This window comes from Microbacterium sp. K24, from assembly GCF_004794465.1.
In the GTDB taxonomy this organism is placed as follows: Bacteria; Actinomycetota; Actinomycetes; order Actinomycetales; family Microbacteriaceae; genus Microbacterium.
The window spans coordinates 90,069-115,300 of sequence record NZ_SSDJ01000139.1 but is presented as its reverse complement, the minus strand read 5'-3'; the positions used below and the strand labels follow the sequence as shown (position 1 = coordinate 115,300).

The window sequence follows — 25,232 nt, the reverse complement described above, 5'->3', positions numbered from 1 at the left end:
ACTTCCGTCATGTCCTCGCACGATCCTTCTCCCAGCGCGTCCATCGACATCAAGCCCCGCAGCCGCGTCGTCACCGACGGCATCGAGGCGACGACCTCCCGCGGCATGCTCCGTGCCGTCGGCATGGGCGACGCGGACTGGGAGAAGCCGCAGATCGGCATCGCCTCGAGCTGGAACGAGATCACCCCCTGCAACCTGAGCCTCGACCGGCTCGCGCAGGGGGCGAAGGAGGGCGTGCACTCCGGCGGCGGGTACCCGCTGCAGTTCGGCACGATCTCCGTCTCCGACGGCATCTCGATGGGCCACGAGGGCATGCACTTCTCGCTCGTGTCGCGCGAGGTCATCGCCGACTCGGTGGAGACCGTGATGATGGCCGAGCGCCTCGACGGATCGGTCCTGCTCGCCGGCTGCGACAAGTCGATCCCCGGCATGCTCATGGCCAGCGCGCGCCTCGACCTCTCCAGCGTGTTCCTCTACGCCGGGTCGATCGCACCCGGCTGGGTGAAGCTGTCGGACGGCACCGAGAAGGACGTCACGATCATCGACTCGTTCGAGGCGGTCGGTGCCTGCCGTGCCGGTCTCATGAGCGAGGAAGACCTGAAGCGCATCGAGTGCGCGATCGCACCGGGCGAGGGCGCCTGCGGCGGCATGTACACGGCCAACACCATGGCATCCGTCGCCGAGGCCCTCGGACTCAGCCTTCCCGGGTCTGCGGCCCCGCCCGCGGCGGACCGCCGCCGCGACTACTACGCGCACCGTTCGGGCGAGGCCGTCGTGAACCTGCTCCGCCAGGGCATCACGACCCGCGACATCCTCACCAAGGAAGCGTTCGAGAACGCGATCGCGCTCGCGATGGCGCTCGGCGGCTCGACGAACGTGGTGCTGCACCTCCTCGCGATCGCCCGCGAGGCGGACGTCGACCTGAACCTGCACGACTTCAACCGCATCGGCGACAAGGTGCCGCACGTCGCCGACATGAAGCCGTTCGGCAAGTACGTCATGAACGACGTCGACCGACACGGCGGCATCCCGGTGATCATGAAGGCGATGCTCGACGAGGGTCTGCTGCACGGCGACGCCCTCACGGTGACGGGCAAGACGCTCGCCGAGAACCTCGCCGAGCTCGACCCTCAGCCGATCGACGGCACCGTCATCCACACCTTCGACAACCCGATCCACGCCACCGGTGGTCTCACGATCCTGCACGGATCCCTGGCTCCCGAGGGCGCGGTCGTCAAGACGGCCGGCTTCGACGCCGCCGTGTTCGAGGGACCGGCACGCGTGTTCGAGCGCGAGCGCGCCGCGATGGATGCCGTCGCCGAGGGCGAGATCGAACCGGGCACCGTCATCGTGATCCGCTATGAGGGTCCCAAGGGCGGACCGGGCATGCGCGAGATGCTGGCCATCACCGCGGCCATCAAGGGCGCTGGCCTCGGAAAAGATGTACTACTCTTGACTGACGGACGATTCTCAGGCGGCACAACCGGCCTGTGCATCGGCCACATAGCACCCGAAGCGGTGGACGCAGGTCCTATCGCCTTCGTGCGCGATGGTGATCTGATACGGGTCGATATCGCAGCTCGCTCTCTCGACCTACTCGTCGACGACGCTGAGCTCGCCTCCCGCCGCTCTGGCTGGGAGCCGCTTCCCCCGCGTTACACCCGTGGTGTTCTTGCCAAGTACTCGCGACTCGTGCGTTCCGCTGCAGAAGGCGCGACGACCGGGTGATCCCCGTCGGCCCGCCGCCGACGAACTCTCAGATCATCAAGGAAAGACATGACTGCTGATTCCGCCCCGGCCGTTCCCCGGCCACCGTCCCAGAAGGCCGCTTCTCCCGAGCTCACGGGCGCCGAGGCCGTCGTCCGTTCCCTCGGGCTTCTCGGGGTGACCGATGTCTTCGGCATCCCCGGCGGCACGATCATGCCCGTGTACGACCCCCTGCTCGACGACGACACCGTCCGGCACATCCTCGTGCGCCACGAACAGGGCGCGGGTCACGCGGCGGAGGGATACGCCTCCGCCAGCGGCCGCACGGGCGTGGCCATCGCCACCTCGGGTCCCGGCGCGACCAACCTCGTGACGGCGATCGCCGACGCCTATATGGACTCCGTGCCGATCGTCGCGATCACCGGACAGGTGTTCAGCCACCTGATGGGAACCGACGCGTTCCAGGAGGCCGACATCGTCGGCATCACCATGCCGATCACGAAGCACTCCTTCCTGGTGAAGGAGCCCGAGGAGATCCCCGGCGCCCTCGCGGCGGCATTCGAGATCGCCTCGACGGGGCGCCCCGGCCCCGTGCTGGTCGACATCACCAAGGACGCGCAGCAGAAGTCCGCGCCGTTCGTCTGGCCGCCGAAGGTCGACCTGCCGGGATACCGCCCGGTGACGAAAGCCCACGGCAAGCAGATCCAGGCCGCAGCGGCCCTGCTCGCCGAGGCGAAGAAGCCGGTGCTGTACGTCGGCGGCGGCGTGGTCCGCGGTCGCGCAGCGGCCGAGCTGCTGGCCCTCGCCGAGTCGACGAACGCGCCCGTGGTGACGACGCTGATGGCACGGGGTGTGTTCCCCGACTCCCACCAGCAGCACCTCGGCATGCCGGGCATGCACGGGACCGTTCCGGCCGTGCTCGCCCTCCAGGAGTCCGACCTCATCGTCGCCCTCGGCGCGCGGTTCGACGACCGCGTCACCGGCAAGGCCGCGGACTTCGCCCCCAACGCGAAGGTCGTGCACGTCGACATCGACCCCGCGGAGATCTCGAAGATCCGCAACGCCGACGTGCCGATCGTGGGAGACGTGCGCGATGTGCTGATCGATCTGGATGCCGCATTCCGCGGTGTCGTCGGCGGCACCCAGCCCGACATCTCCGAGTGGTGGTCGTACCTCGACGGCCTGCGCGGAGAGTTCCCGCTCGGCTACACGCCGACGGACGACGGTCTGCTCGCTCCGCAGTACGTGATCCAGCGCATCGGCGAGCTGACCGGGCCGGAGGGCGTCTACGTCGCCGGCGTCGGGCAGCACCAGATGTGGGCGGCGCAGTTCATCAAGTACGAGCGCCCGAACGCCTGGCTGAACTCCGGCGGCGCCGGCACGATGGGCTACTCGGTCCCTGCCGCGATGGGTGCGAAGGTCGCTGAGCCCGACCGCCACGTGTGGGCGATCGACGGCGACGGATGCTTCCAGATGACCAACCAGGAGCTCGCCACCTGCGCGATCAACAACATCCCGATCAAGGTCGCGATCATCAACAACTCGTCGCTGGGCATGGTGCGGCAGTGGCAGACGCTGTTCTACGACGGCCGTCACTCCAACACCGACCTCAACACCGGGCACGGCACCGTGCGCATCCCCGACTTCGTCAAGCTCGGCGAGGCGTACGGCTGCCTCGCTATCCGGGTCGAGAAGGAGGAAGAGGTCGACGCCGCGATCAAGCTCGCCCTCGAGACCAACGACCGCCCGGTCGTGATCGACTTCGTGGTGAGCGCCGACTCCATGGTGTGGCCGATGGTTCCGCAGGGAGTCAGCAACAGCTATGTCCAGTACGCGCGCGACCACGCGCCCAGCTTCGACGAGGAGGACTGATCCATGTCGACCCATGTGCTGAGCCTGCTGGTGGAGGACCGCCCCGGTCTTCTCACCCGTGTCGCCGGGCTCTTCGCCCGTCGCAGCTTCAACATCGAGTCCCTCGCCGTGGGCGTGACCGAGGTTCCAGGCATCTCCCGGATCACGGTCGTCGTCGATGTGGAGGAGCAGCTTCCCCTCGAGCAGGTGACGAAGCAGCTGAACAAGCTCATCAACGTCATCAAGATCGTCGAGCTCGACCCGTCCTCGTCGGTGCAGCGCGAGCACATGCTCGTCAAGGTGCGCACCGACAACACCACCCGCTCGAACGTGATCGAGGTCGTGAACCTGTTCCGCGCCTCGGTCGTCGACTACGCGCCGGATGCGCTCGTGGTCGAGGTCACGGGTGACAAGGGCAAGGTCGAAGCGCTGCTCAAGGCCTTCGAGCCGTTCGGCATCAAGGAGATCGCCCAGTCCGGTCTCCTCGCGATCGGCCGCGGCGGCAAGAGCATCACCGAGCGCGTCCTGCGCGGCTGACACTTTCGCACACTTACACGAACAACGAACAAGGAGAAACACACGTGAGCACCGAGATCTACTACGACGCCGACGCCGACCTGTCCCTCATCCAGGGCAAGAAGGTCGCGATCGTCGGTTACGGATCGCAGGGTCACGCCCACGCGCAGAACCTGCGCGACTCGGGTGTCGAGGTCGCCATCGCGCTCAAGGAGGGCTCCAAGTCCGCCCCGAAGGCCGAGGAGGCCGGGTTCCCGGTCAAGACCGTCGCCGAGGCGACCGAGTGGGCCGACCTCATCATGATCCTCGCGCCGGACCAGCACCAGCGCATCATCTACAGCGAGTCCATCGCGCCGCACCTGACCGCGGGCAAGACCCTCGCCTTCGCGCACGGCTTCAACATCCGCTTCGGCTACATCGACGCTCCCGAGGGTGTCGACGTGATCCTCGTCGCGCCAAAGGCCCCGGGCCACACGGTGCGTCGCGAATTCGTCGCCGGCCGCGGCATCCCCGACATCATCGCCGTCGAGCGCGACGCATCGGGTCACGCGTGGGACACCGCGCTGTCGTACGCGAAGGCCATCGGCGGCACCCGTGCCGGCGTCATCAAGACGACCTTCACCGAAGAGACCGAGACCGACCTCTTCGGCGAGCAGGCCGTGCTCTGCGGTGGCGTCAGCCACCTCGTGCAGGCCGGCTTCGAGACCCTCACCGAGGCGGGCTACCAGCCGCAGATCGCCTACTTCGAGGTGCTGCACGAGCTGAAGCTCATCGTCGACCTGATGTGGGAGGGCGGCATCGCCAAGCAGCGCTGGTCGATCTCCGACACCGCCGAGTTCGGCGACTACGTCTCGGGCCCGCGCGTCATCGACGCCCGCGTCAAGGAGAGCATGCAGGGCGTCCTCGCCGACATCCAGTCCGGTGCCTTCGCGAAGCGCTTCATCGACGACCAGGACAACGGCGCCGAGGAGTTCCTGGCGCTGCGCGCCAAGGAGGAGCAGCACCCGATCGAGGTGACCGGCAAGGAGCTGCGGTCGCTCTTCGCCTGGAAGCAGACGGACGAGGACTACGTCGACGGCAGCGCTGCGCGCTGATCCCATCCCATCCACGAAGAACGGGCGTCCCGACAGGGGCGCCCGTTCTCTCGTTATCGCCTGGCGTCAGGCGCGGGTGAGCTCCTCGAGAACCTCGACGACGTGACGGTACGGCTGGCCGGTGGCGCGGGTCATCCCGATCTCGCACGTGCGGTTCGCCGACACGAACGCGTCGAAGCCTCCGCGGTCGGCATCCGCGGCCCGGACCTCGGCCGATTCGACCTCCGTCGCGCTGGCCGTCAGCTCTGGGTGCAGCATGCCGCGGTCTCCCGCGAAGGCGCAGCATCCCCACCCCTCAGGGACGAACACGTCATCGGCGACGGCGGCCGCGATCGCGGTGAGCGCTCCGGTCGCGCCGAGAGCCGTGGTCGAGCAGGTCGGATGCACGGCGACGCTGTCGAGCTTGGCCGAGACGGTCACGCGGGGGAGCACCTCCCGGGCGATGTAGGTCGTCGCGTCCTCGATGACGAGGCGGGCATACTCCGGGTACTCCGCGACCGACTTCGCGAGCATCGTGTGCAGACCCTCGGTGCAGGATGCCGCGTCGCAGACCACCGGGAGCGCGCCGGAACGACTCGCCTCCCAGAGCCCTGCGAGCACACGCTTCGTCATCCGGTCGTACCCGGCGACGTGCCCCTTCGACTTCCATGGCGTTCCGCAGCACATGCCGCCGGCATCCTCGGGGATGACGACGGCGATCCCTGCGCGGTCCAGCAGGGCGCGCACGGCGTCGCGTGATCCTTCGCCGTGACCCTCCGCGCCGAACATCGTGCCGATGCATGCGCCGAAGAAGACCGCTTCGGCGTTGGCGGGGTTCTGGGAAGTCGGAGGCTTCGTGCCGCCGCGGGGGAGTCCGCCGTCGTAGAGCGGCACGGTGTCGGCGCCGAGGACGGCGCGTCCGACCTTCGTGACGCCGGTCACCAGAGGCGCGGGCATGGCGGAGGCGAGCGTGAGCGCCGTGCCGCCGACACGCGTGACGGCGTCCCAGTTCTTCGCCGCGGCATCCCACACGACGCCCTCGACCGTCGAGGACTCCTCGGCGCGCAGCCGGCGCACGAGATCGCCCGTGTTGATGTCGACCGGGCAGGCGACGCCGCACATCCCGTCGACCGCGCAAGTCTGCAGGCCGTCGTAGTCGTAGTCGGACCGCAGATCGCGCAGCAGGTCGGTGTCGCCCTGCTCCTCGGCCCACGCCATGTCGCGACGGATCACGATGCGCTGTCGCGGCGTGAGGGTGATGCTCTTGCTCGGACACGTCGGCTCGCAGTATCCGCATTCCACGCAGCGGTCCACCTCGCTCTCGACCGTGGGCACGCGCTTGAGGTCGTCGAGGTAGGAGTCGGGGTCGTCGGACAGGACGACTCCCGGGTTGAGGATGAGGTCCGGGTCGAACAGCCGCTTGATCTCCCACATCATGTCCGTGAGCTCATCGCCGTACTGTCGTCGCACGAACGGCGCCATGATGCGACCGGTGCCGTGCTCGGCCTTCAGCGAGCCCTGCTGGGCGAGCACGAGCGTCACGAGGTCCTCGGTGAAGCGACGATAGCGGGCGACGCTCTCCGGGTCGTCGAACCGTTCGTTCAGCAGGAAGTGCACGTTGCCGTCCTTGGCGTGTCCGAAGATCACCGATCCCTCGTAGCCGTGCTCGTCGAAGAGCTCGATCAGGCGCTCGCACGTGGCGAGAAGGCGCGGCACGGGCACGACGATGTCTTCCAGCAGTGCGGTCGTGCCCGAGGGGCGGGCGCCCGCGATGGCGGTGTAGAGGCCCTTCCGCACGTGCCAGAGAGCGGCACGCTCGGCGGCATCCGTCGTCAGGCGCGGTGCGATGGCCAGCGGCAGCGACTCGAAGTGCGCCTGAGCCACGGCGCTCGCCTGGACGAGCGTGTCGGCGCTGTCGGAGTGCACCTCGACGAGCAGGGCGGCATGGCCCTGCACCTCGATCTCGGCGATCGTCGCCGGCACATCGCTCAGACCCTGCGCGACGCGGAGGGAAGCGGCATCGAGGAGCTCGATCGTGGCGAGACCGAGGTCGGCGAGCGCAGGCAGTGCGGTCATGGCGGCCGTGAGCGTCTCGAACACGAGCAGGCCGGTCGCGATGGCCGGGCGCACCTCGATGGTGCGGAAGCGCGCCTCGGCGACGAAGGCGAGCGTTCCCTCGGAGCCGATGATGAGGTGCTCGAGGATCCGCACGGGATCGTCGAAGTCGAGGAGCGCGTTCAGGCCGTAGCCCATCGTGTTCTTCATCGAGAACTGCTGGCGGAGGAACGCCACGTGTGCCGGCGAGGCGAGCAGTCGATCGCGGAGCGCGAGCAGTCCCTCGGCGATGGCGGGTTCGGCGGTCTGCAGCACGTCGTTCGCGTCGGCGCGCCCGGTGTCGAGGATCGTGCCGCTGGGCAGGACGATCCGCATCGACTCGACCGTCTGGTACGAGTTCTCGGTGATCCCGCAGGCCATGCCGCTGGAGTTGTTCGCGACGACGCCCCCGATCGTGCAGGCGATCTCGCTGGCGGGATCGGGACCGAGCTTGCGCCGATACCGCGCGAGGCGCGTGTTGACCTGCCGAACCGTGGCGCCGGGGCCGACGCGCACCGACGCCCCGTCGTCCTCCACCGCGATGCCCCGGAAGTGGCTGCGTGTGTCGACGAGGATGTCGCCGCTCACACCCTGTCCGGAGAGACTCGTGCCTCCGGAGCGGAACGTCATCGTCCGGCCTGCGGCACGCACCGCGCCGAACGCACGGGCGACGCCCTCGGCATCCGCGGGGGAGAGCACCGCATCCGGGATCAGGAGGTAATGGGAGGCGTCGTGCGCGCGGGCGAAACGGTCGATCGAGCGGGAATGCACCTCGGTCGTCGACCCGAGCAGCACGGGGTCCAGCGGTTCTGCGAGTGTGGTCGGCACGGTGCTCCTCTGCTCCGCTCGAGAGATTGTCTGACAAGTGTACTGAAATCGCGGCGTCTCGATAGACTGTCCCCATGACGACAGACGCGGCACTCGGGATCGTGGGCGTCGTGGATGCCGTCACCGCTCGGCTCCGCGAACGCATCCTCAGCGGCGACATCCGCTCCGGATCGCCCCTCACCGAGGCGGCCGTGTCTCAGACGTTCGGCGTCGCCCGGCCGAGCGCGAAGGCCGCGATCGAGCAGCTCGTCGCATCCGGTCTCCTGGTCCGCACGGCGCACCGTTCCGCGCGAGTCGTGGGGATCGAACCCGAGACCGTGCGCGACGTGTATCGCACCCGGTCGCGCCTTGAGAGCGCGGCTCTGCGGGAACTCGCGCTCACCCGCACCGTGCCCGCGTCGGCCGTCGAGGCGAACGCCGAGATCCTCGCGATGCCGGCGGGACCCGACCCGGCCACCGTCGATCCCGACCTCCGGTTCCACACCGCCCTCATCGATGCGCTCGAGAGCGAACGGACGACGCGGATGTACCGCAGCGTCCTCGACGAGGCACGGCTCTGCATGGCGCAGGTGCAGGGGCGACGTCTGCTGGATGCCGCCGTCATCGCCGCGCAGCATGCGCACATGCTCGAAGCGGTGGCCGCGGGAGAGGGGGAGGGGGCAGCCGATCTCCTCGCTGTCCACCTCTCCTCGGCCGAGGAGAGGCTGATCGACGCGCTCCGAGCGGACTGAGTCCGCTCAGCCGACCGTCACTCGGCCGGAGCCTCCTCGACCTGGATCGGCGCGTCGGAGGGATCCGCCCACACCGGAGCGGGGAGGAGGGTGTCGACCTGCCCTGCCTGGATCGCGCGGAGCGCCTCGGTGATCTCGTCGGCGTTCTCGGGCACCGCCAGGTCGCACGCGCGCAGTTCGGAGGCGAACTGCAGCGTGAGACGGATCTTCCCGGCCTCGACGGCCTCGGCGGTGGTGCCCGTGCGGATCTCGCTGCCGGTCTGGATCGCGGAGACCTGATCGCACACGTGATAGACCGCGCCGCCGTCGACCCAGACGACCTCGTCCTGGCCGAGCAGCTGGATCACGGCCGACTGGTCGGCGGTGTACTGCTCGACGGACGGCGGGTCGAAGTCGATGCCGAGCACCACGGCGAGGGCAGCGAGAGCGATGCCGACGATGCCGGCGGTCGTCTTCTGCCCCTTGTCCATGTCCTTGTTGAGGAAGATGAGGATGATGAGCGGCAGGAAGGCGACGACCGCGATGATCGCGCCGAGCTGGTTCTGCACGAAGAACCGCACGGTGTCGGATCTGCGCGCGGGGTCCAGCCGGTTTGCCTTCTTCCACAGCACCGAACCGGTGATCGACAGCGCCGCGATGACGACGAGAAGCACGAGAAGGGAGATGAAGGCCCATTGCGGGAACTGCGCCGTGACGCCCTGCTCCTGCAGGAGACCCGTGTCGGGATCGCGCACGAGCGTGCCGTCCTCGTCGACGAAGACGCGCTGACGGAGCAGCCAGAAGATGCCGACCGCCTCGCCGATGATCGCGAGGGCCCACAGCACCGCGGCGATCCAGCGGAACGTCGTCGCCTTCTTCTTCGCTGTGGCCGTCGGGGTCCAGCCTGCGGGCGGCTCGGCGGTGCCGGCGTTCGACCCGTCCTGCTCCACGCGATCGGCCTTCTTGTTCTCAGCCACAGCTGTCCTTTCCCCCTGCCGAGGGCCTCCGCGGCCCGATGCACCCCGAGCATAGTGGACGGCGTGTCCTACTCTGGGGACATGACTTCCGATTCCGACGACGCCCTCAGCTGGGACGGAGACGAGGCGTCCGCGCCGAAGGATCCGGCATTGCCGCGAGGGTGGAACGCCGTCGGCAAGGGCAGCGACGAGGTCGGCACCGTCGAGGACGATGGAACGGTCACGGCGGCCGGAGACGTCGAGAGTCCGGGACTCAGCACGGCGATGCTGCTGATCCTCGGCATCGTCGGGGGTGTCTATCTGCTCTACACGATCGGATGGATCGTCGCGGGACTGCGACTGCGACCGCTGGCATCCTTCCTCGTCGACGACACCATGTTCCTGCCCTGGTTCGTGCTCGCGATCGCCGCGCCCGCGCTCTGGTTCCTCGCGAGCTGGGTGCTGACGAAGGGGAGGGCGGCGTGGGTCCGCATCGCTGTGCTGATCGCCGGTGTGGTGCTCCTCGTTCCCTGGCCGTTCGTCACCGTGGGGGTGATCGGATCATGAGCGAGACGCAGAGCACTCCTGTCGCGCCCGGCTCTCCGCGCTGGCTCGTGGGACTCGTCATCGGACTCGCCGGTCTGCTCTACGCCTACGCGGTGTGGAACGCCGTGGCGCATCTGATCAACATGGCGCGGACCGGGCTGACCGGGACTGGCTGGATCACTCTGCTGTTCGGGGTGGTGTTCCCGATCATCGTCTTCGTGTTCGCCTTCCTCATCGGTCGACGGCGACGCGTGGGGGAGCTGGCGCTCGCGCTGCTGGCCGGCCTCGGCATCGTCGCGGTGTTCTGGATGAGCCTCATCGCGCTGAGTCTGACGCTGCCCAGCTCCTGACTCCCTGCAGCGCCTGACGCGAGCCGTCACACGCACGGAGCGCCACCACCGCTCGGGTACAGTTGAGGTGATCGCGCCCCCCCATGGTGTGCGGCGCATCGGCCCCTCCCGCCTGCCGCGCTGCCCCGAAGGATTCTCTGTGCCGAAGCCCGTTGTGCTCATCGCCGAAGTGCTCTCTCCCGCCACGATCGAGGCCCTGGGCCCCGACTTCGACGTCCGTGACGTCGACGGCACCGACCGGGAAGCGCTGTTCGCTTCGCTGGCTGAGGCCGACGCGGTGCTGATCCGCTCGGCGACCCGCATCGACGAGGAGGCCCTGGCGCACGCCCCGAAGCTCAAGGTCGTCGCCCGCGCGGGCGTCGGACTCGACAACGTCGACATCAAGGCGGCGACCTCGGCGGGTGTCATGGTCGTCAACGCGCCGACCTCGAACATCGTCTCCGCGGCCGAGCTCACGGTCGGACACATCCTCAGCCTCGCCCGTCGCATTCCCGCCGCCCATGCATCGCTCTCCGCCGGACAGTGGAAGCGCAGCTCCTTCACCGGAGCCGAGCTGTTCGAGAAGACCGTCGGCATCGTGGGGCTCGGGCGCATCGGCGCCCTCGTGGCCGCCCGCCTCGCCGCCTTCGACATGCGCGTCGTCGCCTACGACCCCTACGTCACCTCCGCCCGCGCACAGCAGCTCGGCGTGCAGCTGCTGTCTCTCGACGAGCTCGTCGCCGAGGCCGACTTCCTCACGATCCACATGCCGAAGACGCCGGAGACGACCGGCATGATCGGCGCAGAGCAGTTCAAGGCGATGAAGCCGACCGCTTTCGTCGTCAACGTCGCGCGCGGCGGACTGATCGACGAAGAGGCGCTGCACGCAGCCCTCGTCGCCGGGGAGATCGCCGGTGCAGGTCTCGACGTGTTCACCTCCGAGCCCCCGGCCGAAGGCGGCACCGCGCGCCCTCTGCTCGATCTGCCGAACGTCGTCGTCACGCCGCACCTCGGTGCGAGCACGGAAGAGGCACAGGAGAAGGCCGGCGTCTCGGTCGCGCGGTCCGTGCGTCTGGCTCTCGGTGGCGACCTCGTCCCCGATGCCGTCAACGTCGCCGGCGGCGTCATCGACCCGTACGTGCGCCCTGGGATCTCGCTGGTCGAGAAGCTCGGCCAGATCTTCGCGGCCCTCGCGACGTCGCCGCTCACCAGCCTCGACGTCGAGGTGCACGGCGAGCTGAACGACTACGACGTCAGCGTGCTCAAGCTCGCGGCCCTCAAGGGCGTCTTCACCAACATCGTCAGCGAGACCGTGTCATACGTGAACGCGCCGCTGCTGGCCGAGCAGCGGGGCATCGCCGTCCGCCTTCTGAAGGATGACGTGAGCGACGAGTACCGCAACGTGATCACCCTCACCGGTGCGCTGTCCGATGGCTCTCAGCTCTCGGTGTCGGGCACGCTCACCGGCCCGAAGCAGTCCGAGAAGCTCGTCGGCATCAACGACCACGCGCTCGAACTGCCGATCGAGAAGAACCACGTCGTGATGCTCTACACCGACCGCCCCGGCATCGTCGCGGTCTACGGTCAGAAGTTCGGCGACGCGGGAGTCAACATCGCGGGCATGCAGATCGCCCGTCAGGCCGCGGGCGCACAGGCGCTCAGCGTGCTGACCCTCGACTCGCCCGTGTCGGAGGCGCTGCTGGAGGAAGTCAGCTCCGCCATCGACGCCGACCTGTTCCGCCAGATCGAGATCACCGAGATCTGACGGAGAACGTGAAGAGGGCGGGGAGGCGCAGGCCTCCCCGCCCTCTTCCCGTTGCGTGATGCCCGGTCAGGTGGTCGACTTCAGGACGAGGGCGATGAGAGCGGAGAGCTCCTCGTCATGGGGGACGAGCCGTTCGGGCCCGTGCACGTCGAGCGAGTTGTTGAAGTAGAGGCCGTCGCTGAGCAGCATCACGAGATCGAGGCTCGTCCGATCGCGCACATGCGGACGGATCGCGTCCTCCCAGCGCCGGCGGTTGTTGCGGAGGCCTTCGGCCGCGGCGATCGAGCCGCCCTGCGCGAGCCGCGTGGCGGCGATCAGTGCGCGGTCGAGCGCCTCGTCTTCCATCACCGAGGTGCGGATGTAGTACGCGACCGGACCTTCGTCGGCGGCGGCCATGACCGCGAGATCAGCCGTCGTGAGGGTGTCCAGGCGCTCGAGCAGTCCGGCGGCGAGCTCTTCCTTCGAGCCGAAGTGGTAGAGCAGTCCGCCTTTGGAGACGCCGGCGGCCTTGGCGGTCGCGTCGAGTGTCGCGGCTCGTTCGCCGTCGGCGATGACGATCGACTCGAAGGCGTCGAGCACCTTCTCACGGGCGAGGGGAGGACGGGGCATGTCTGTTACTATACCATCTGGACGGTTCAGTAACGATGCCGTCGTGATCCTGAGAGGTGTTCCATGATTCGTACTGCGTCGATCCCGACGACAGAGACGGATGCTCCCCGTGTCGGGGCCCGAGGCTGGGCGGCGCTCGTCGTCCTCATGCTGCCGGTGCTGCTCGTCTCGGTGGACAACACGGTGCTGAGCTTCGCGCTCCCCGAGATCTCCATCGCGCTCGCGCCCACGGGCGCAGAACAGCTGTGGATCATCGATGTGTACCCTCTCGTGCTCGCCGGCCTCCTGGTCACGATGGGCACCCTCGGCGACCGTTTCGGTCGCCGTCGCATGCTGTTGATCGGCGCCATCGGGTTCGCCGCGGTCTCCGCTCTGGCGGCCTTCGCACCGACCGCGGGTCTGCTGATCGCCGCGCGTGCGCTGCTCGGCTTCTTCGGCGCGATGCTGATGCCGTCGACGTTGTCGCTCCTGCGCTCCATCTTCCAGAACCGCGACCAGCGTCGGATGGCGATCGCGGTCTGGGCCTCGGCATTCTCGGCAGGGTCTGCGCTCGGGCCGATCGTCGGCGGCTTCCTCCTCGAGCACTTCGCGTGGGGATCGGTCTTCCTGATCGCGGTGCCCGTGCTCATCCCGCTGCTGGTGTGCGCCCCGCTCCTGGTGCCGGAGAGCCGCGACCCGAACCCGGGCCGGATCGACCCGGTCAGCATCGTGCTCTCCATGGCCGCGATGATCCCGGTCGTCTATGCGATCAAGTCGCTCGCCGTCGACGGTCCGTCGCTGATGGCAGGCGGTTGGGCGCTCGTCGGCATCGTGATGGGCGTGCTGTTCGTCCGCAGGCAGAACCGTTCGGCGATCCCCATGCTCGACATGGCGCTGTTCCGGCGCGGGTCGTTCTCCGGGGCGATCCTCGTCAACCTGCTCAGCGTGGTGGCCCTGGTCGGATTCCTCTACTTCGTCTCGCAGCACCTGCAGCTCGTGCTCGGACTGTCGCCGATGCTCGCCGGCGTGGCGCTGGTCCCGGGTATGGCGGCGATGATCGTCGCCGGGCTCACGGTCGTGCCGATCTCCCGTCGGGTTCCTCCGCACGTGCTCGTGCCGAGCGCCCTGGTGTTCTCGGTGGCCGGTTACCTGATCGTCGCGTTCACCACGCACGAGCACGGGGTCGCACCGCTGATCATCGCGTTCGTGGTGCTCGGCATCGGCATCGGCGCCGCGGAGACGATCTCGAACGAGCTGATCCTGTCGAGCGCGCCGGCGGAGAAGGCCGGAGCCGCGAGCGCCGTGTCGGAGACGGCGTACGAGCTCGGCGCGGTGCTCGGCACGGCTGTCCTCGGCGGCATCATCACCGCCTTCTACCGCGGAGCGCTCGCGCTTCCCGAGGGTCTGCCCGCCGATGCGGCGCACGCCGCACGGGAGACGCTCGCCGGCGCGTATACGGCGGCGCGGGAGCTGCCCGCGAAGCTGGGCGACGCGCTCTGGGATGCCGCATCCTCGGCGTTCGGGTCGGGTGTGATGGTGACGTCGCTCATCGGCGCCGGACTCGTCGTCGCGGCGGGCCTGATCGCCGCCGTCACACTGCGCAAGGCACCCTCGCACTGACCAGTACGCTGGATGGACCGGCCCGCTCGATGAGCGAACGAGCACGGCCGGTTCATCCCGTGCAAGGAGTGTCATGTCGCGTGTCGTGAAGCTGGCCGTCATCCCCGGTGACGGCATCGGTCCCGAGGTCATCGCCGAGGCCGAGAAGGTCCTCGAGGCGGTCACCGCCGACAGCGGCGTCGTCTTCGAGAAGACGCGCTTCTCACTGGGAGCGGCCCGCTACCTCGAGACGGGCGACACCCTCACCGATGACGATCTCGCCGCGATCGCGGCGCACGACGCCATCCTCCTCGGTGCGGTCGGCGGAACGCCGGGTGACCCCCGCCTCAAGGACGCGAACATCGAGCGCGGCCTCCTCCTCAAGCTCCGCTTCACTCTGGACCACTACGTCAACCTGCGTCCCTCGAAGCTCTTCGCCGGCGCTCCGGGCCCGCTCGCCGCACCCGGCGAGATCGACTTCGTCGTGGTCCGGGAGGGGACCGAGGGACCGTACGTCGGCAACGGGGGAGCGATCCGCAAGGGCACCCCGCAGGAGGTCGCCAACGAGACGTCCGTCAACACGGCCTTCGGCGTCGAGCGCGTCGTGCGCTACGCCTTCGATCTCGCCGAGCGCCGTGGCAAGAAGGTCACCCTCGTGCACAAGACCAACGTGCTCGTCCACGCCGGCGCGATCTGGCAGCGCATCGTGAACGAGGTCGCCGCGAGCCACCCCGACGTCGCGGTCGACTACCTGCACGTCGACGCCGCCACGATCTTCCTGGTGACCGATCCCTCGCGCTTCGACGTGATCGTCACCGACAACCTCTTCGGCGACATCCTCACCGACCTGGCGGGGGCCGTCACCGGCGGCATCGGCCTGGCGGCGTCCGGGAACATCAACCCCGACGGCGCGTTCCCCTCGATGTTCGAGCCGGTGCACGGCTCTGCTCCCGACATCGCCGGGCAGCAGAAGGCCGATCCGACCGCGGCGATCCTGTCGATCGCGCTGCTGCTCGACCACCTCGGTCTCGCCGAGGAGTCCGCCCGCGTCAGCGCCGCGGTCGAGGCCGACATCGCCGCCCGCAGCGCGGCACGCACCACCGCGGAGATCGGCTCCGCGATCACTGCCCGCCTCTGACCTGCGGGCGTAGGCTGAGAGGGCGCGACGATGCGCCCACCCCACGAGGAATGGATGATGAGATGACGACCATCGACGAGACCGCGACTGTGACTCCGCTGACGTTCACGGTGATGAAGAACCTCGCGGCAGCGACACGCGCGCAGGTCGCGGAGGTGCACGAGAACCCCGGGTTCGGCGTCGCCTTCACCGACCACATGGTCGACATCTGCTGGTCCGCCAAGGGCGGCTGGCACCGCCCGCGCGTGCAGCCCTACGGTCCGATCGCCCTCGACCCCGCGGCATCCGTCCTGCACTACGCGCAGGAGATCTTCGAGGGCATCAAGGCCTACCGTCACGAGGACGGCTCGATCCACACCTTCCGTCCCGACCGCAACGCGGCGCGGATGCAGGCCAGCGCCCGGCGCCTCGCGCTGCCGGAGTTGCCCACCGAGTACTTCATCCAGTCGCTGCGCGAGCTCGTCGCCGTCGACGGGCACTGGGTGCCGTCCGGCGCCGACCAGAGCCTCTACCTGCGGCCGTTCATGTTCGCCAAGGAGGCCTTCCTCGGCGTCCGTGCGGCGCAGAAGGTCGCCTACTACGTGATCGCGAGCCCGGCCGGCGCGTACTTCTCCGGGGGTGTGAAGCCGGTGCGCATCTGGCTCTCCGAGTACTACGCACGCGCGGGTCGCGGCGGCACGGGCAAGGCCAAGACCGGCGGCAACTACGCGTCGAGCCTGCTTGCGCAGAGCGAGGCCAGCGCGAAGGGCTGCGACCAGGTCGTGTTCCTCAACGAGGAGCGCAACGTCGAGGAGCTCGGCGGCATGAACATCGTCTTCGTCTTCAAGGACGGACGCGTCGTCACGCCGGAGTCCGACAGCATCCTCGAGGGCATCACGCGCGACTCGCTGCTGCAGCTCGCAGAAGACCGCGGCTACACGGTCGAGAAGCGGCCGATCTCGATCGACGAGTGGCGCGAGGGCGTGGCTTCCGGCGACATCGTGGAGGTGTTCGCGTGCGGCACGGCCGCCGTCGTGACCCCGATCGGCGCCCTGGTCGGCGAGGGCTTCGACGAGCCGCAGCCGCTGGGCGAGCTGGCGCTGTCGCTGCGCGAGGAGCTCACCGACATCCAGTACGGCCGCCGCGAGGACCGGCACGGCTGGCTGTTGCGCCTCGACGCCTGAGCCCGGGGTTCGTTTCCGCCGAGACCCCGCGTTCGCGCCGAAACCCCGTCCTGCAGACGCACGTAGGGCGGGGTTTCGGCGCTAGCCCGGGGTTTCGGCGCTATGACCTCTCCTGCACGGGCGAGTCCGCCGTGGCTTGGGCTGTGGAAAGGTCGTCACGGGAGACTCGCCGAGCACATGATGGTGGATGCCCCGACGGATCTCCATCGAACAAGCTCGCGACCTCGTCCGTTCACGGGACGAGTTGCTGTACTCGGGAGCCACCGACCGTGAGCTGCGGACCCGTGTCCTCTCCGGTTCTCTCCGGCGAGTCCATCGCGGCTTCTACGTCGACGGCGCAGTGTGGGATGATCTCTGGCCGGAGGGCCGGCAGATGCTGCGGTTGCTCGCAGTGAACCGGGCGGCCGCCGATGATGGACCGGTGTTCTCGCACACCTCGGCGGCGGTGCTCTGGGACCTGCCTCTCTTCGGCAGGACGGCGGACCTCGTCCACGTCGTCACTCAAGGCCGAAGACACACTCGTACGGAAGCCGGCGTGAGAAGGCACGATATGGAGATCGCCGAGAAGGACATCGTGTGGCGGCACGGGCTTCGCTGCACGTCCATGGTGCGCACCGTCTTCGATCTCGCGCGCACACTCAGCGCCGAGGCAGCGGTCTCCGCTGCCGACGCCTCGGCACGGACTGTCGCGGTGCGAGGGCGCCGAATCGATGCCGACGCCGATTCGACATGGAGGGAAGAGCTGCGTTCGCTGTGCTCGCCGGGATTGCGGGGCGTACGACGTGCTCGCTGGGTTTCGGAGTTCGCCGACGGGCGCGCGCAGCTTCCAGGCGAGAGCGTGAGCCGACTCCAGCTCGACAGACTCGGGTTCCGAGACGTCGATCTGCGGCTTCCGTCGCTCCCGCGCTTTCGGAGAATTCGACGGAGAGGGAAAGTACCTCGAATCCGGGCTGCGCACAGCGCCGACGACATCGGACGCTGTCCTCGAAGAGAAGCGCAGAGAGGACGATGTTCGAGGCATGACAGGTTGGCGCCTCGTGCGGTGGGGGAGCCCTCACATCCGCACCCCGGAGCTCCTGGGTTCCCGATTGGCGGCGTTCGGTATTCGCCCGCCTGGTTGAGGCTTCTGAGACCCCGCCTTCGCATCGAAACCTTGCTCTATGGGCGCAAACCCACCGGGGTTTCGGCGATAGTCGGGGGTCTCGGCAAGAAGGACGGCCTCGCTAGGCTGGAACCATGAAGATCGCCCGGTTCAGCCACGACGACGCCATCATGTACGGGATCATCGACGGGACCGACCTCGTCGTGCTCGCCGGAGACCCGATGTTCACGGGATACGAGACGACCGGCGCACGCGTGCCCCTGGCGGATGCTGCGCTGCTCGCACCCGTGATCCCGCGGTCGAAGGTCGTCTGCGTGGGCAAGAACTATCACGATCACGCCGCCGAGATGGGGGGAGTGGCTCCCGAGGAGCCGCTGCTCTTCCTCAAGCCGAACACCTCGGTGATCGGGCCCGGCGATGCGATCGTGCGTCCGACGCTCTCGGAGCAGACGGAGTACGAGGGCGAGCTCGTCGTCGTGATCGGGAAGATCGCGAAGAACGTCAGAGCGGAGAACGCGCTCGACTACGTGCTCGGCTACACGATCGGCAACGACGTGACCGCACGCGACCTCCAGCGCAAGGACGGCCAGTGGGCGCGGGCGAAGGGCTTCGACACGTTCTGCCCGCTGGGACCGGTCATCGAGACCGACTTCGATCCGGCATCCGCCACGATCGAGACCCGGGTCAACGGCGAGGTACGGCAGAAGGCGCCGCTCACCGACATGATCCACTCGGTCCCCGCGATCATCGAGTACGCCTCCGCCGTGTTCACGCTGCTTCCCGGCGACGTCATCATGACGGGCACTCCGGCGGGCGTCGGCGAGTTCGGCGCCGGCGACGTCGTCGAGGTCGAGATCTCCGGACTGGGGATCCTGCGCAACCCCGCGCGCAACGCCGCTCCCGCGTCATGAGCGTCGTCGCCCTGACGGCGGCTGAGCAGGCTGCGGTTCAGCGGCGCACGGTGCTGGTGCTGTCGTTCGGACAGGTCCTCGGCGGCATCGCCTTCGGAGCCACGGTCTCGCTGGGGGCACTTCTCGCCGCGGACATCTCCGGCAGCGACGCGCTCTCCGGCCTCGCCACGGCGTCGGTCACTCTCGGTGCAGCGGTCTGCGCGATCCCGCTCGCTCGGCTGGCGGCGCGCGTCGGTCGCCGTCGGGCGCTCACGCTCGGCAACCTCTTCGCGCTCGTGGGCATCGCGGTCGTGATCCTGGCCGCCTCCCTCCGCGTGTTCCCGCTGCTGCTCGCCGGCATCCTGATGATCGGCGCCGGCAATGCCGGCAACCTGCAGTCCCGGTTCGCGGCGACCGATCTCGCCGCTCCGCAGCATCGCGGCCGGGATCTCTCGATCGTCGTCTGGTCGACGACGATCGGCGGCGTCGCGGGTCCGCTGCTGCTCGGCCCGGGCGAGATCGTCGGACAGGCGGTCGGGATGCCGCCGCAGACGGGTTCGTACCTCTTCTCGTTCGTCGCGCAGTGCGCGGCGCTCGCGCTGTACCTCGTCGCTCTGCGTCCTGACCCGCTGCTCGCCGCGCAGCGTCTGGCGAAGGCGGCGGCCGCAGCCACCGGCACCCTCATCGCCGATCGACCGGTGGTCGCGCGGTACGCGATCTTCGCCGTCGCCGGATCGCACGTCGTGATGGCGTCGGTCATGGCCATGACGCCGGTGCACCTGTCGCACATGGCCCACGGCGCGCATGGCATGGCGCCCACTCCCGCCGACGTCTCCGCGCTCGTCGGCATCACCATCGCCCTCCATGTCGGCGGGATGTACGCGCTGTCGCCCGTCTTCGGCGTGCTGGCCGACCGCTGGGGGAGGCTCCGCGTCGTGTTGCTCGGCCAGGTGCTGCTCGCCGGTGCGCTGGCCTTCGCGATCTTCACCGGGACCGAGCAATGGGGCGTGATCGCGGCGCTCATCCTTCTCGGTCTCGGCTGGAGCGCGGCCACCGTCGCCGGTGCGGCCCTGCTCACCGAGGCGTCGGCCCCCGATGTCCGCACGCGTCGGCAGGGCCGGAGCGACTCGCTCATGAGCCTCTCTGCGGCGGCCGGGTCCATCCTCGCGGGGGTGGTCCTGTCGAACTTCCAGTACGCGGGGCTGGGTGTCGCGGCATCCGTCCTCGTGCTCGCGATCGTCGTACTGTCCCCGCTCGGACGCTTCACCACTCGGTGACCCCGCGGTGCCATGCCCGGGCGTATCGCCTGCGCACGACACCGCGGGGCATCAGCGGGTCAGGTGTACCAGGTCGGTTCCGGCACTTCGCCCAGCAGCACGAACCGGCCGACCTCCCGCTTCTTGTAGGCGATGGGGTCGTGCAGGCTGTGCGTGCGGAGATTCCGCCAGAAGATGTCGAGCCCGACGGAGTTCGACGTGGCACGAGCGCCGGTGAGCTCGTAGACCCTGGTGGCGACCTCCAGCCCGTCGTCGACGATCCGCAGCTTCCCCGCCGCGATGCGCGCGGCGATCTCGCCGCGCCGCCGCGCCGTGAGCTCCTCGCGCGGAGCGTGGAGGACGTCGCTGATCTCGGCGCCGACGGAGTCCAGCAGTGCCTCGTCGGCCCAGAGCTTGGATGCGAGGTCTCCGTACCCCTCGAGCACGTACCACTCGTCCGTCGCGCGCTGCTTGTCGTCTCCGCCGTACGGCCAGGCACGGGTGGTGGTGCGCGTGTAGGCGGATGCCGTCTCGAGTGCCCCCTGGGCGATGCCGAGGTAGAAGTTCGCGAACACGAGCTGGATCGTCGGAACGTTGAGGGTGTTGTACGTGAGCGGGTGGAAGACCTTGTCCACGAAACCGGCGGCGGATGCCCAGGGCACCCGCACATCGCGGATCTCGACGGACCCCGACTCGGTGAGCCGCTGTCCCAGGTTGTCCCAGTCGTCGGCGAAGACGATCCCGTCCTGCGCTGTCGGGACGATCGCGAAGATGTGGGTGTCCGTGCCCTCCAGGACGCCCTCGAGAACCGTCAGATCGGAGATCCGGCCCCCGGTGGAGAACGACTTGCGACCGGAGAACACGAGCTCGTCGCCGTCCTCGCGGATGACGAGGTCCGAATCGCGCGGGTTGACGGCGCCGCCGAACACGAAGGCGTTCGCGGTGTAGAGCTCTTCGACCGCGGCGATCTGCTCCTCGGTCGCCACCAGTCGCGCCGCCCATGCCCAGAGGTAGTGGTAGCCGAGCACCTGTCCGATCGATCCGTCGCCGCGGGCGACGGTCCGGATGACCTTGTACGCGGTCTCCCAGCTCTCGCCGGCGCCGCCGTGCTCGCGCGGACCGAGCAGGGTGACGAGCCCCGAGTCCTTGAGCAGCTGCACCTCGGCATGCGGGGTCGCATTCGCGCGGTCTCGTTCGACGGCGTCGACGGCGAGGATGTCGGCCACCTCCTGCGCTCGGTCGAGCCACTCCTCGCTGTCGCGGGGTGCGGGAGCGTCATCCCAGCGGTTGCCGAGTCCTGTCGTAACGGGGTCTGTGATGCTCATGATGTGCCTTCCGGTCGTGGTCGTGTGCGGCAACGATAGGAGGGCGCGGGTCGGCGGCACCGGCGGGTTACCCGAGGTGAGCGCGTGTTACCCGGAGTGACCCGGGACGTCGCCGGACGACTCGCTGATCACCGACAGGCGGCCGAGGTTCGGCAACTAGAATCGAAGGGCTATGGCTACCCCTCACCCCCTCACCACGACTGCACGTGGTGCCGACGTCCGCGTCCGCTTCTGCCCCTCACCGACCGGCCTGCCGCACGTCGGCCTGGTGCGCACCGCCCTGTTCAACTGGGCGTACGCGCGGCACAACGGCGGCAAGATGGTGTTCCGCATCGAAGACACCGATGCGGCCCGCGACAGCGAGGAGAGCTACCGGCAGCTGCTGGATGCTCTGACCTGGCTCACCATCGACTGGGATGAGGGTGTGGAAGTCGGCGGACCCCACGCGCCCTACCGGCAGTCCGAGCGGCACGACATCTACCGTGGCGTGATCGACACGCTCCTCGCGACGGGGGCCCTGTACGAGAGCTTCTCGAACGCGGACGAGATCGATGCCCGCAACGAGGCGAACGGCCGTGCCAAGCAGCTCGGCTACGACAACTTCGATCGCGACCTGACCGACGAGCAGAAGGCGGCGTTCCGCGCCGAGGGCCGCCAGCCCGCGCTGCGCCTGCGCGTGCCCGACGAGGACCTCACCTACGTCGACCTCATCCGCGGCGAGGTCACCTTCCCCGCCGGATCGTTCCCCGACTTCGTGGTCGTGCGGCCGAACGGCATCCCGCTGTACACGTTCGTGAACCCGGTCGACGACGCGCTGATGGGCATCACCCACGTGCTGCGTGGAGAAGACCTCATGCCGTCGACCGCGCGCCAGCTGTCGCTGTACGCCGCGCTGATCGACGCAGGTGTCACGTCGTTCGTGCCGCGTTTCGCGCACATGCCGCTCGTGCTGGGGGAGACCGGCAACAAGAAGCTCTCGAAGCGCGACCCGCAGGCCGACCTGTTCCTGCACCGCGACCGCGGGTTCATCCCCGAGGGGCTGCTCAACTACCTGGCGCTGCTCGGGTGGGGGATCGGTCCCGATCGCGACGTCTTCTCGCTCGAGGAGTTCACCGCCGCCTTCGACATCGAGAACGTGAACCCGAACCCCGCCCGCTTCGATCAGAAGAAGGCGGAGTCGATCAACGGCGACCACATCCGGATGCTGGAGGAGAAGGACTTCGCCGAGCGCACCGTTCCGTATCTCGCCGCCGCCGGTCTCTTCGACGAGCCGACGCGCGAGCAGCTCGTGACCGCGTTCCGCGTCGCGCCGCTGGTGCAGGAGCGCGTGCAGCTGCTGGGCGAGGTGCCCGGCATGGTCGGGTTCCTGTTCACCGACGAGGTCTCGTACGAGGCGGACGCGCTCAAGGGGCTGCCGGCGAACGCGGCCGAGGTGCTCGAGGCGTGCGTGGTCGCCCTCGAGCCGGTCAGCGAGTTCACCCCGGACAGGATCCAGGAGGCGCTCGCGCATGCCCTCGTCGAGACGCTCGAGCTCAAGCCGCGTGTCGCATACGGCCCTCCGCGGGTCGCGATCAGCGGACGTCGCGTCTCGCCGCCGCTGTTCGAGTCGATGGAGCTGCTCGGCAAGGACGAGTCACTGCGTCGCCTGCGCGGGCTCGCCGAGTTCCTCGCTCGCTGAGGCCTGCTTCGACGCGCCCGAGCGGGACGGGCCATTTTGGTGTTCCGCCGCCGCTCGGGTAGGCTTGATTCTCGGTGCGAGGCTCCGGTTTCGCCCTTGGGGTATGGTGTAATTGGCAACACGACGGTTTCTGGTTCCGTTATTCTTGGTTCGAGTCCAGGTACCCCAGCACGATGAAAACCCTCGCGTGAGCGGGGGTTTTGTCGTTGTCGGCGGCCCTTCTCCCCGGTGTTGCTGTCAGAATGGCGACATGACTGCGAAGCGGATCCTGTTCATCGGCGGTACCGGCATCATCAGCTCGGAGAGCGTGTCTCGCGCCCTCGACGCCGGCCACGACGTCAGCGTGCTGAACCGGGGGACGACGGGCATCCGCCCGCTCCCGAACGGGGCACGATCGATCGTCGCCGACGTCCGGGACGCGGAAGCGACCCGCGCCGCATTGGACGCCGCCGGCAGCGACTACGACGTCGTCGCCGACTTCCTCTCCTTCACCCCGGAGCACGTCCAGGCGGGCGTCGATCGCTTCGACGGCCGTGTCGGACAATATGTGTTCATCAGCTCGGCCTCGGCGTATCAGACGCCGCCGTCGCGCCTCCCCGTTGTCGAGTCCACGCCTCTGCGCAACCCGTTCTGGCAGTACTCACGCGACAAGATCGCCGGCGAGGACCTGCTCCTGGCCGCATACCGGGAGCGGGGATTCCCCGCGACGATCGTGCGTCCGTCGCACACGTACGACAGGACCCTGCTGCCCACCCTCGGCGGGTGGACGGACATCGCGCGGATGCGGGCGGGGAAGCCGGTCGTCGTCCACGGAGACGGGTCGAGCGTGTGGACGATCACCCACTCGCGGGATTTCGCGGTCGCCTTCGTCGGCCTCCTCGGGAATCCCGCGGCGGTGGGCGACGTCTTCCACATCACCGGAGATCACTCGCCGACCTGGGACCAGATCTACCGGTGGCTCGGCGACGCGGCCGGTGTCGAACCGGAACTCGTGCACGTGGCGTCGGACACGATCGCGGCCGTGCACCCCGCGTGGGGGCCGGGCCTGATCGGCGACAAGTCCCATTCGATGGTGTTCGACAACAGCAAGGTGAAGGCTCTCGTGCCGGAGTTCCGGACCACTGTCACCTTCGACGAGGGGGCGCGCGAGATCCTCGCCTGGTACGACGCGCATCCGGAGCGCCAGATCGTCGATGCCGAGGCGGATGCCGCGTACGAGCGCATCCTCGCCCTGCCGCGGAGCTGAGCGCGACTACTCGCACTCTCCGATGAAGCCGAGGTAGCACACGGCCTCGTGGGTGACCGCGGGCTCGTAGTCGTCGTTCGAGACCTGTCGTGTCGCCATCTCGGGGGTGCGCGTGAGGTGGCCGAAGTCACCGAGGGAGGCGACGACCGTGCCGTCGGTGTCCTCCGAGATCATGCGATCGATCTCGGCTCGGTGCTGCGCACAGAGGGTCATGGCGTCCGGGACCAGTTCCACGCCGGCGCACGCCCCCGCGTACTGCGCTTCCATGGCGGCGATGCAGTCGGTCCAGTCCTGGTCGACGACGCACGGGCTCACGCCGTCATCCGACACGAGGTACAGGCCGGTCTCGTACTCCTCGCTGTGGAACGTCTCCGGCTTCTCCGGCACATCGACCTTGGTCCAATGCCGCGCGGTGGTGAACGCGACGACCACGACGATGATCGCGATCAGCACGAGTGCCCCGACGATCGACAGCGTGACCCATAGTCCGACGTTCTTCTTCCGCGGAACCGTGTCGGTCGGGGCGGGCGCCGAGGGGTAGACGCCGGCGTACGCGCCCGCAGCGGACGGGGCGATCCGGGTCAGGTCATGGTCGCCGAGCGGAGCGATCGGGGCGGTCGCGTACGGCGTCGCGGGAGGCGCCTGCGCGGCAGGCGTCGTCAGCCAGTACGAGTACCAGCTCTGCGCGGACGCAGGGTCGTCGTGGACCTGCTGGGCTTCGGCATCCGTCAGCTGGATGCCGAGGAACGCTCGCCCGTCCGTGTGAAGCAGGGCGGTGCGGAACTCCTCGAATGACAGTGCCATGGTCAGGATCATCTCAGAACTGGTCCGACGGGGACAATCCGCATGCCGGATCAGGGCGATTCGGCACG

20 protein-coding genes and 1 tRNA gene are annotated in these 25,232 nt (G+C 68.7%); 16 read left to right on the top strand and 5 right to left on the bottom strand.

Annotated features, from left to right (window positions below):
• The first annotated feature begins 9 nt into the window (after positions 1–9).
• From ilvD to ilvC, 4 genes are read left to right on the top strand one after another with little or no spacing between them, the layout of a single operon-like run.
• A complete protein-coding gene (gene ilvD, locus DW306_RS16360; RefSeq protein ID WP_136056646.1) occupies positions 10–1,728 on the top strand; it encodes a dihydroxy-acid dehydratase in 1,719 nt (572 codons plus the stop codon).
• Between the two features lie 48 nt (positions 1,729–1,776).
• Complete coding sequence (locus DW306_RS16355) at positions 1,777–3,579, top strand: acetolactate synthase large subunit (RefSeq protein ID WP_136056645.1); 1,803 nt, start codon at positions 1,777–1,779, stop codon at positions 3,577–3,579.
• 3 nt (positions 3,580–3,582) lie between these two features.
• Entirely contained in the window at positions 3,583–4,095 is a 513-nt protein-coding gene (ilvN, locus tag DW306_RS16350) for an acetolactate synthase small subunit (protein ID WP_136056644.1), read from the top strand.
• Between the two features lie 44 nt (positions 4,096–4,139).
• The gene (ilvC, locus tag DW306_RS16345; protein ID WP_136056643.1) at positions 4,140–5,168 is read left to right on the top strand and encodes a ketol-acid reductoisomerase; all 1,029 of its coding nucleotides are present in this window, start codon (positions 4,140–4,142) and stop codon (positions 5,166–5,168) included.
• Positions 5,169–5,234: 66 nt separating this feature from the next.
• Here the strand turns inward: ilvC and DW306_RS16340 are convergent, their stop codons facing one another.
• Complete coding sequence (locus DW306_RS16340) at positions 5,235–8,069, bottom strand: FAD-binding and (Fe-S)-binding domain-containing protein (RefSeq protein WP_136056642.1); 2,835 nt, start codon at positions 8,067–8,069, stop codon at positions 5,235–5,237.
• A gap of 74 nt (positions 8,070–8,143) precedes the next feature.
• Between DW306_RS16340 and DW306_RS16335 the strand changes: the two genes are divergently transcribed.
• Positions 8,144–8,800: a GntR family transcriptional regulator gene (locus DW306_RS16335; protein WP_136056641.1), complete on the top strand. Its 657-nt coding sequence runs from the start codon at positions 8,144–8,146 to the stop codon at positions 8,798–8,800.
• 17 nt (positions 8,801–8,817) lie between these two features.
• Here the strand turns inward: DW306_RS16335 and DW306_RS16330 are convergent, their stop codons facing one another.
• A complete protein-coding gene (locus DW306_RS16330; RefSeq protein ID WP_136056640.1) occupies positions 8,818–9,756 on the bottom strand; it encodes a hypothetical protein in 939 nt (312 codons plus the stop codon).
• Between the two features lie 81 nt (positions 9,757–9,837).
• Between DW306_RS16330 and DW306_RS16325 the strand changes: the two genes are divergently transcribed.
• From DW306_RS16325 to serA, 3 genes are all read left to right on the top strand, one after another.
• Positions 9,838–10,302, top strand: coding sequence for a hypothetical protein (locus DW306_RS16325; RefSeq protein WP_136056639.1), 465 nt, complete (start codon positions 9,838–9,840; stop codon positions 10,300–10,302).
• Entirely contained in the window at positions 10,299–10,631 is a 333-nt protein-coding gene (locus tag DW306_RS16320) for a hypothetical protein (protein ID WP_136056638.1), read from the top strand. The genes DW306_RS16325 and DW306_RS16320 overlap by 4 nt, the downstream gene beginning before the upstream one ends.
• Positions 10,632–10,770: 139 nt before the next feature.
• Positions 10,771–12,375 (top strand): phosphoglycerate dehydrogenase, encoded by a 1,605-nt coding sequence (gene serA / locus DW306_RS16315; protein ID WP_136056637.1) that lies wholly within the window; start codon positions 10,771–10,773, stop codon positions 12,373–12,375.
• A gap of 66 nt (positions 12,376–12,441) precedes the next feature.
• Here the strand turns inward: serA and DW306_RS16310 are convergent, their stop codons facing one another.
• On the bottom strand, positions 12,442–12,984 hold the full coding sequence (locus DW306_RS16310; RefSeq protein WP_136056636.1) for a TetR/AcrR family transcriptional regulator: 543 nt from the start codon (positions 12,982–12,984) through the stop codon (positions 12,442–12,444).
• Between the two features lie 63 nt (positions 12,985–13,047).
• Here DW306_RS16310 and DW306_RS16305 point away from each other — a divergent pair, with 63 nt between their 5' ends.
• From DW306_RS16305 to DW306_RS16285, 5 genes are all read left to right on the top strand, one after another.
• A complete protein-coding gene (locus DW306_RS16305; RefSeq protein ID WP_136056635.1) occupies positions 13,048–14,583 on the top strand; it encodes an MFS transporter in 1,536 nt (511 codons plus the stop codon).
• A gap of 73 nt (positions 14,584–14,656) precedes the next feature.
• Positions 14,657–15,700 (top strand): 3-isopropylmalate dehydrogenase, encoded by a 1,044-nt coding sequence (locus DW306_RS16300; protein ID WP_136056634.1) that lies wholly within the window; start codon positions 14,657–14,659, stop codon positions 15,698–15,700.
• Between the two features lie 62 nt (positions 15,701–15,762).
• Entirely contained in the window at positions 15,763–16,863 is a 1,101-nt protein-coding gene (locus DW306_RS16295; RefSeq protein WP_136056633.1) for a branched-chain amino acid aminotransferase, read from the top strand.
• A 1,236-nt stretch (positions 16,864–18,099) separates the two neighbouring features.
• The gene (locus tag DW306_RS16290; protein WP_136056632.1) at positions 18,100–18,876 is read left to right on the top strand and encodes a fumarylacetoacetate hydrolase family protein; all 777 of its coding nucleotides are present in this window, start codon (positions 18,100–18,102) and stop codon (positions 18,874–18,876) included.
• Positions 18,873–20,132, top strand: coding sequence for an MFS transporter (locus DW306_RS16285; protein ID WP_136056631.1), 1,260 nt, complete (start codon positions 18,873–18,875; stop codon positions 20,130–20,132). Before DW306_RS16290 ends, DW306_RS16285 begins: the two co-directional genes overlap by 4 nt.
• A gap of 59 nt (positions 20,133–20,191) precedes the next feature.
• On the opposite strand, the gene DW306_RS16280 is transcribed toward DW306_RS16285, so the two are convergent.
• Complete coding sequence (locus tag DW306_RS16280) at positions 20,192–21,436, bottom strand: acyl-CoA dehydrogenase family protein (RefSeq protein ID WP_136056630.1); 1,245 nt, start codon at positions 21,434–21,436, stop codon at positions 20,192–20,194.
• Positions 21,437–21,608: 172 nt separating this feature from the next.
• Between DW306_RS16280 and gltX the strand changes: the two genes are divergently transcribed.
• The 3 genes from gltX (at position 21,609) to DW306_RS16265 (ending at position 24,360) form a co-directional block, all read left to right on the top strand.
• The gene (gltX, locus tag DW306_RS16275) at positions 21,609–23,114 is read left to right on the top strand and encodes a glutamate--tRNA ligase (protein ID WP_136056629.1); all 1,506 of its coding nucleotides are present in this window, start codon (positions 21,609–21,611) and stop codon (positions 23,112–23,114) included.
• A 97-nt stretch (positions 23,115–23,211) separates the two neighbouring features.
• Positions 23,212–23,283: transfer RNA gene (locus DW306_RS16270), tRNA-Gln, on the top strand.
• Positions 23,284–23,364: 81 nt separating this feature from the next.
• Entirely contained in the window at positions 23,365–24,360 is a 996-nt protein-coding gene (locus DW306_RS16265; RefSeq protein ID WP_136056628.1) for an NAD-dependent epimerase/dehydratase family protein, read from the top strand.
• Positions 24,361–24,366: 6 nt separating this feature from the next.
• On the opposite strand, the gene DW306_RS16260 is transcribed toward DW306_RS16265, so the two are convergent.
• Positions 24,367–25,164, bottom strand: a complete 798-nt coding sequence (locus DW306_RS16260) for a hypothetical protein (protein WP_136056627.1) — start codon at positions 25,162–25,164, stop codon at positions 24,367–24,369.
• Between the last annotated feature and the right edge of the window lie 68 nt (positions 25,165–25,232).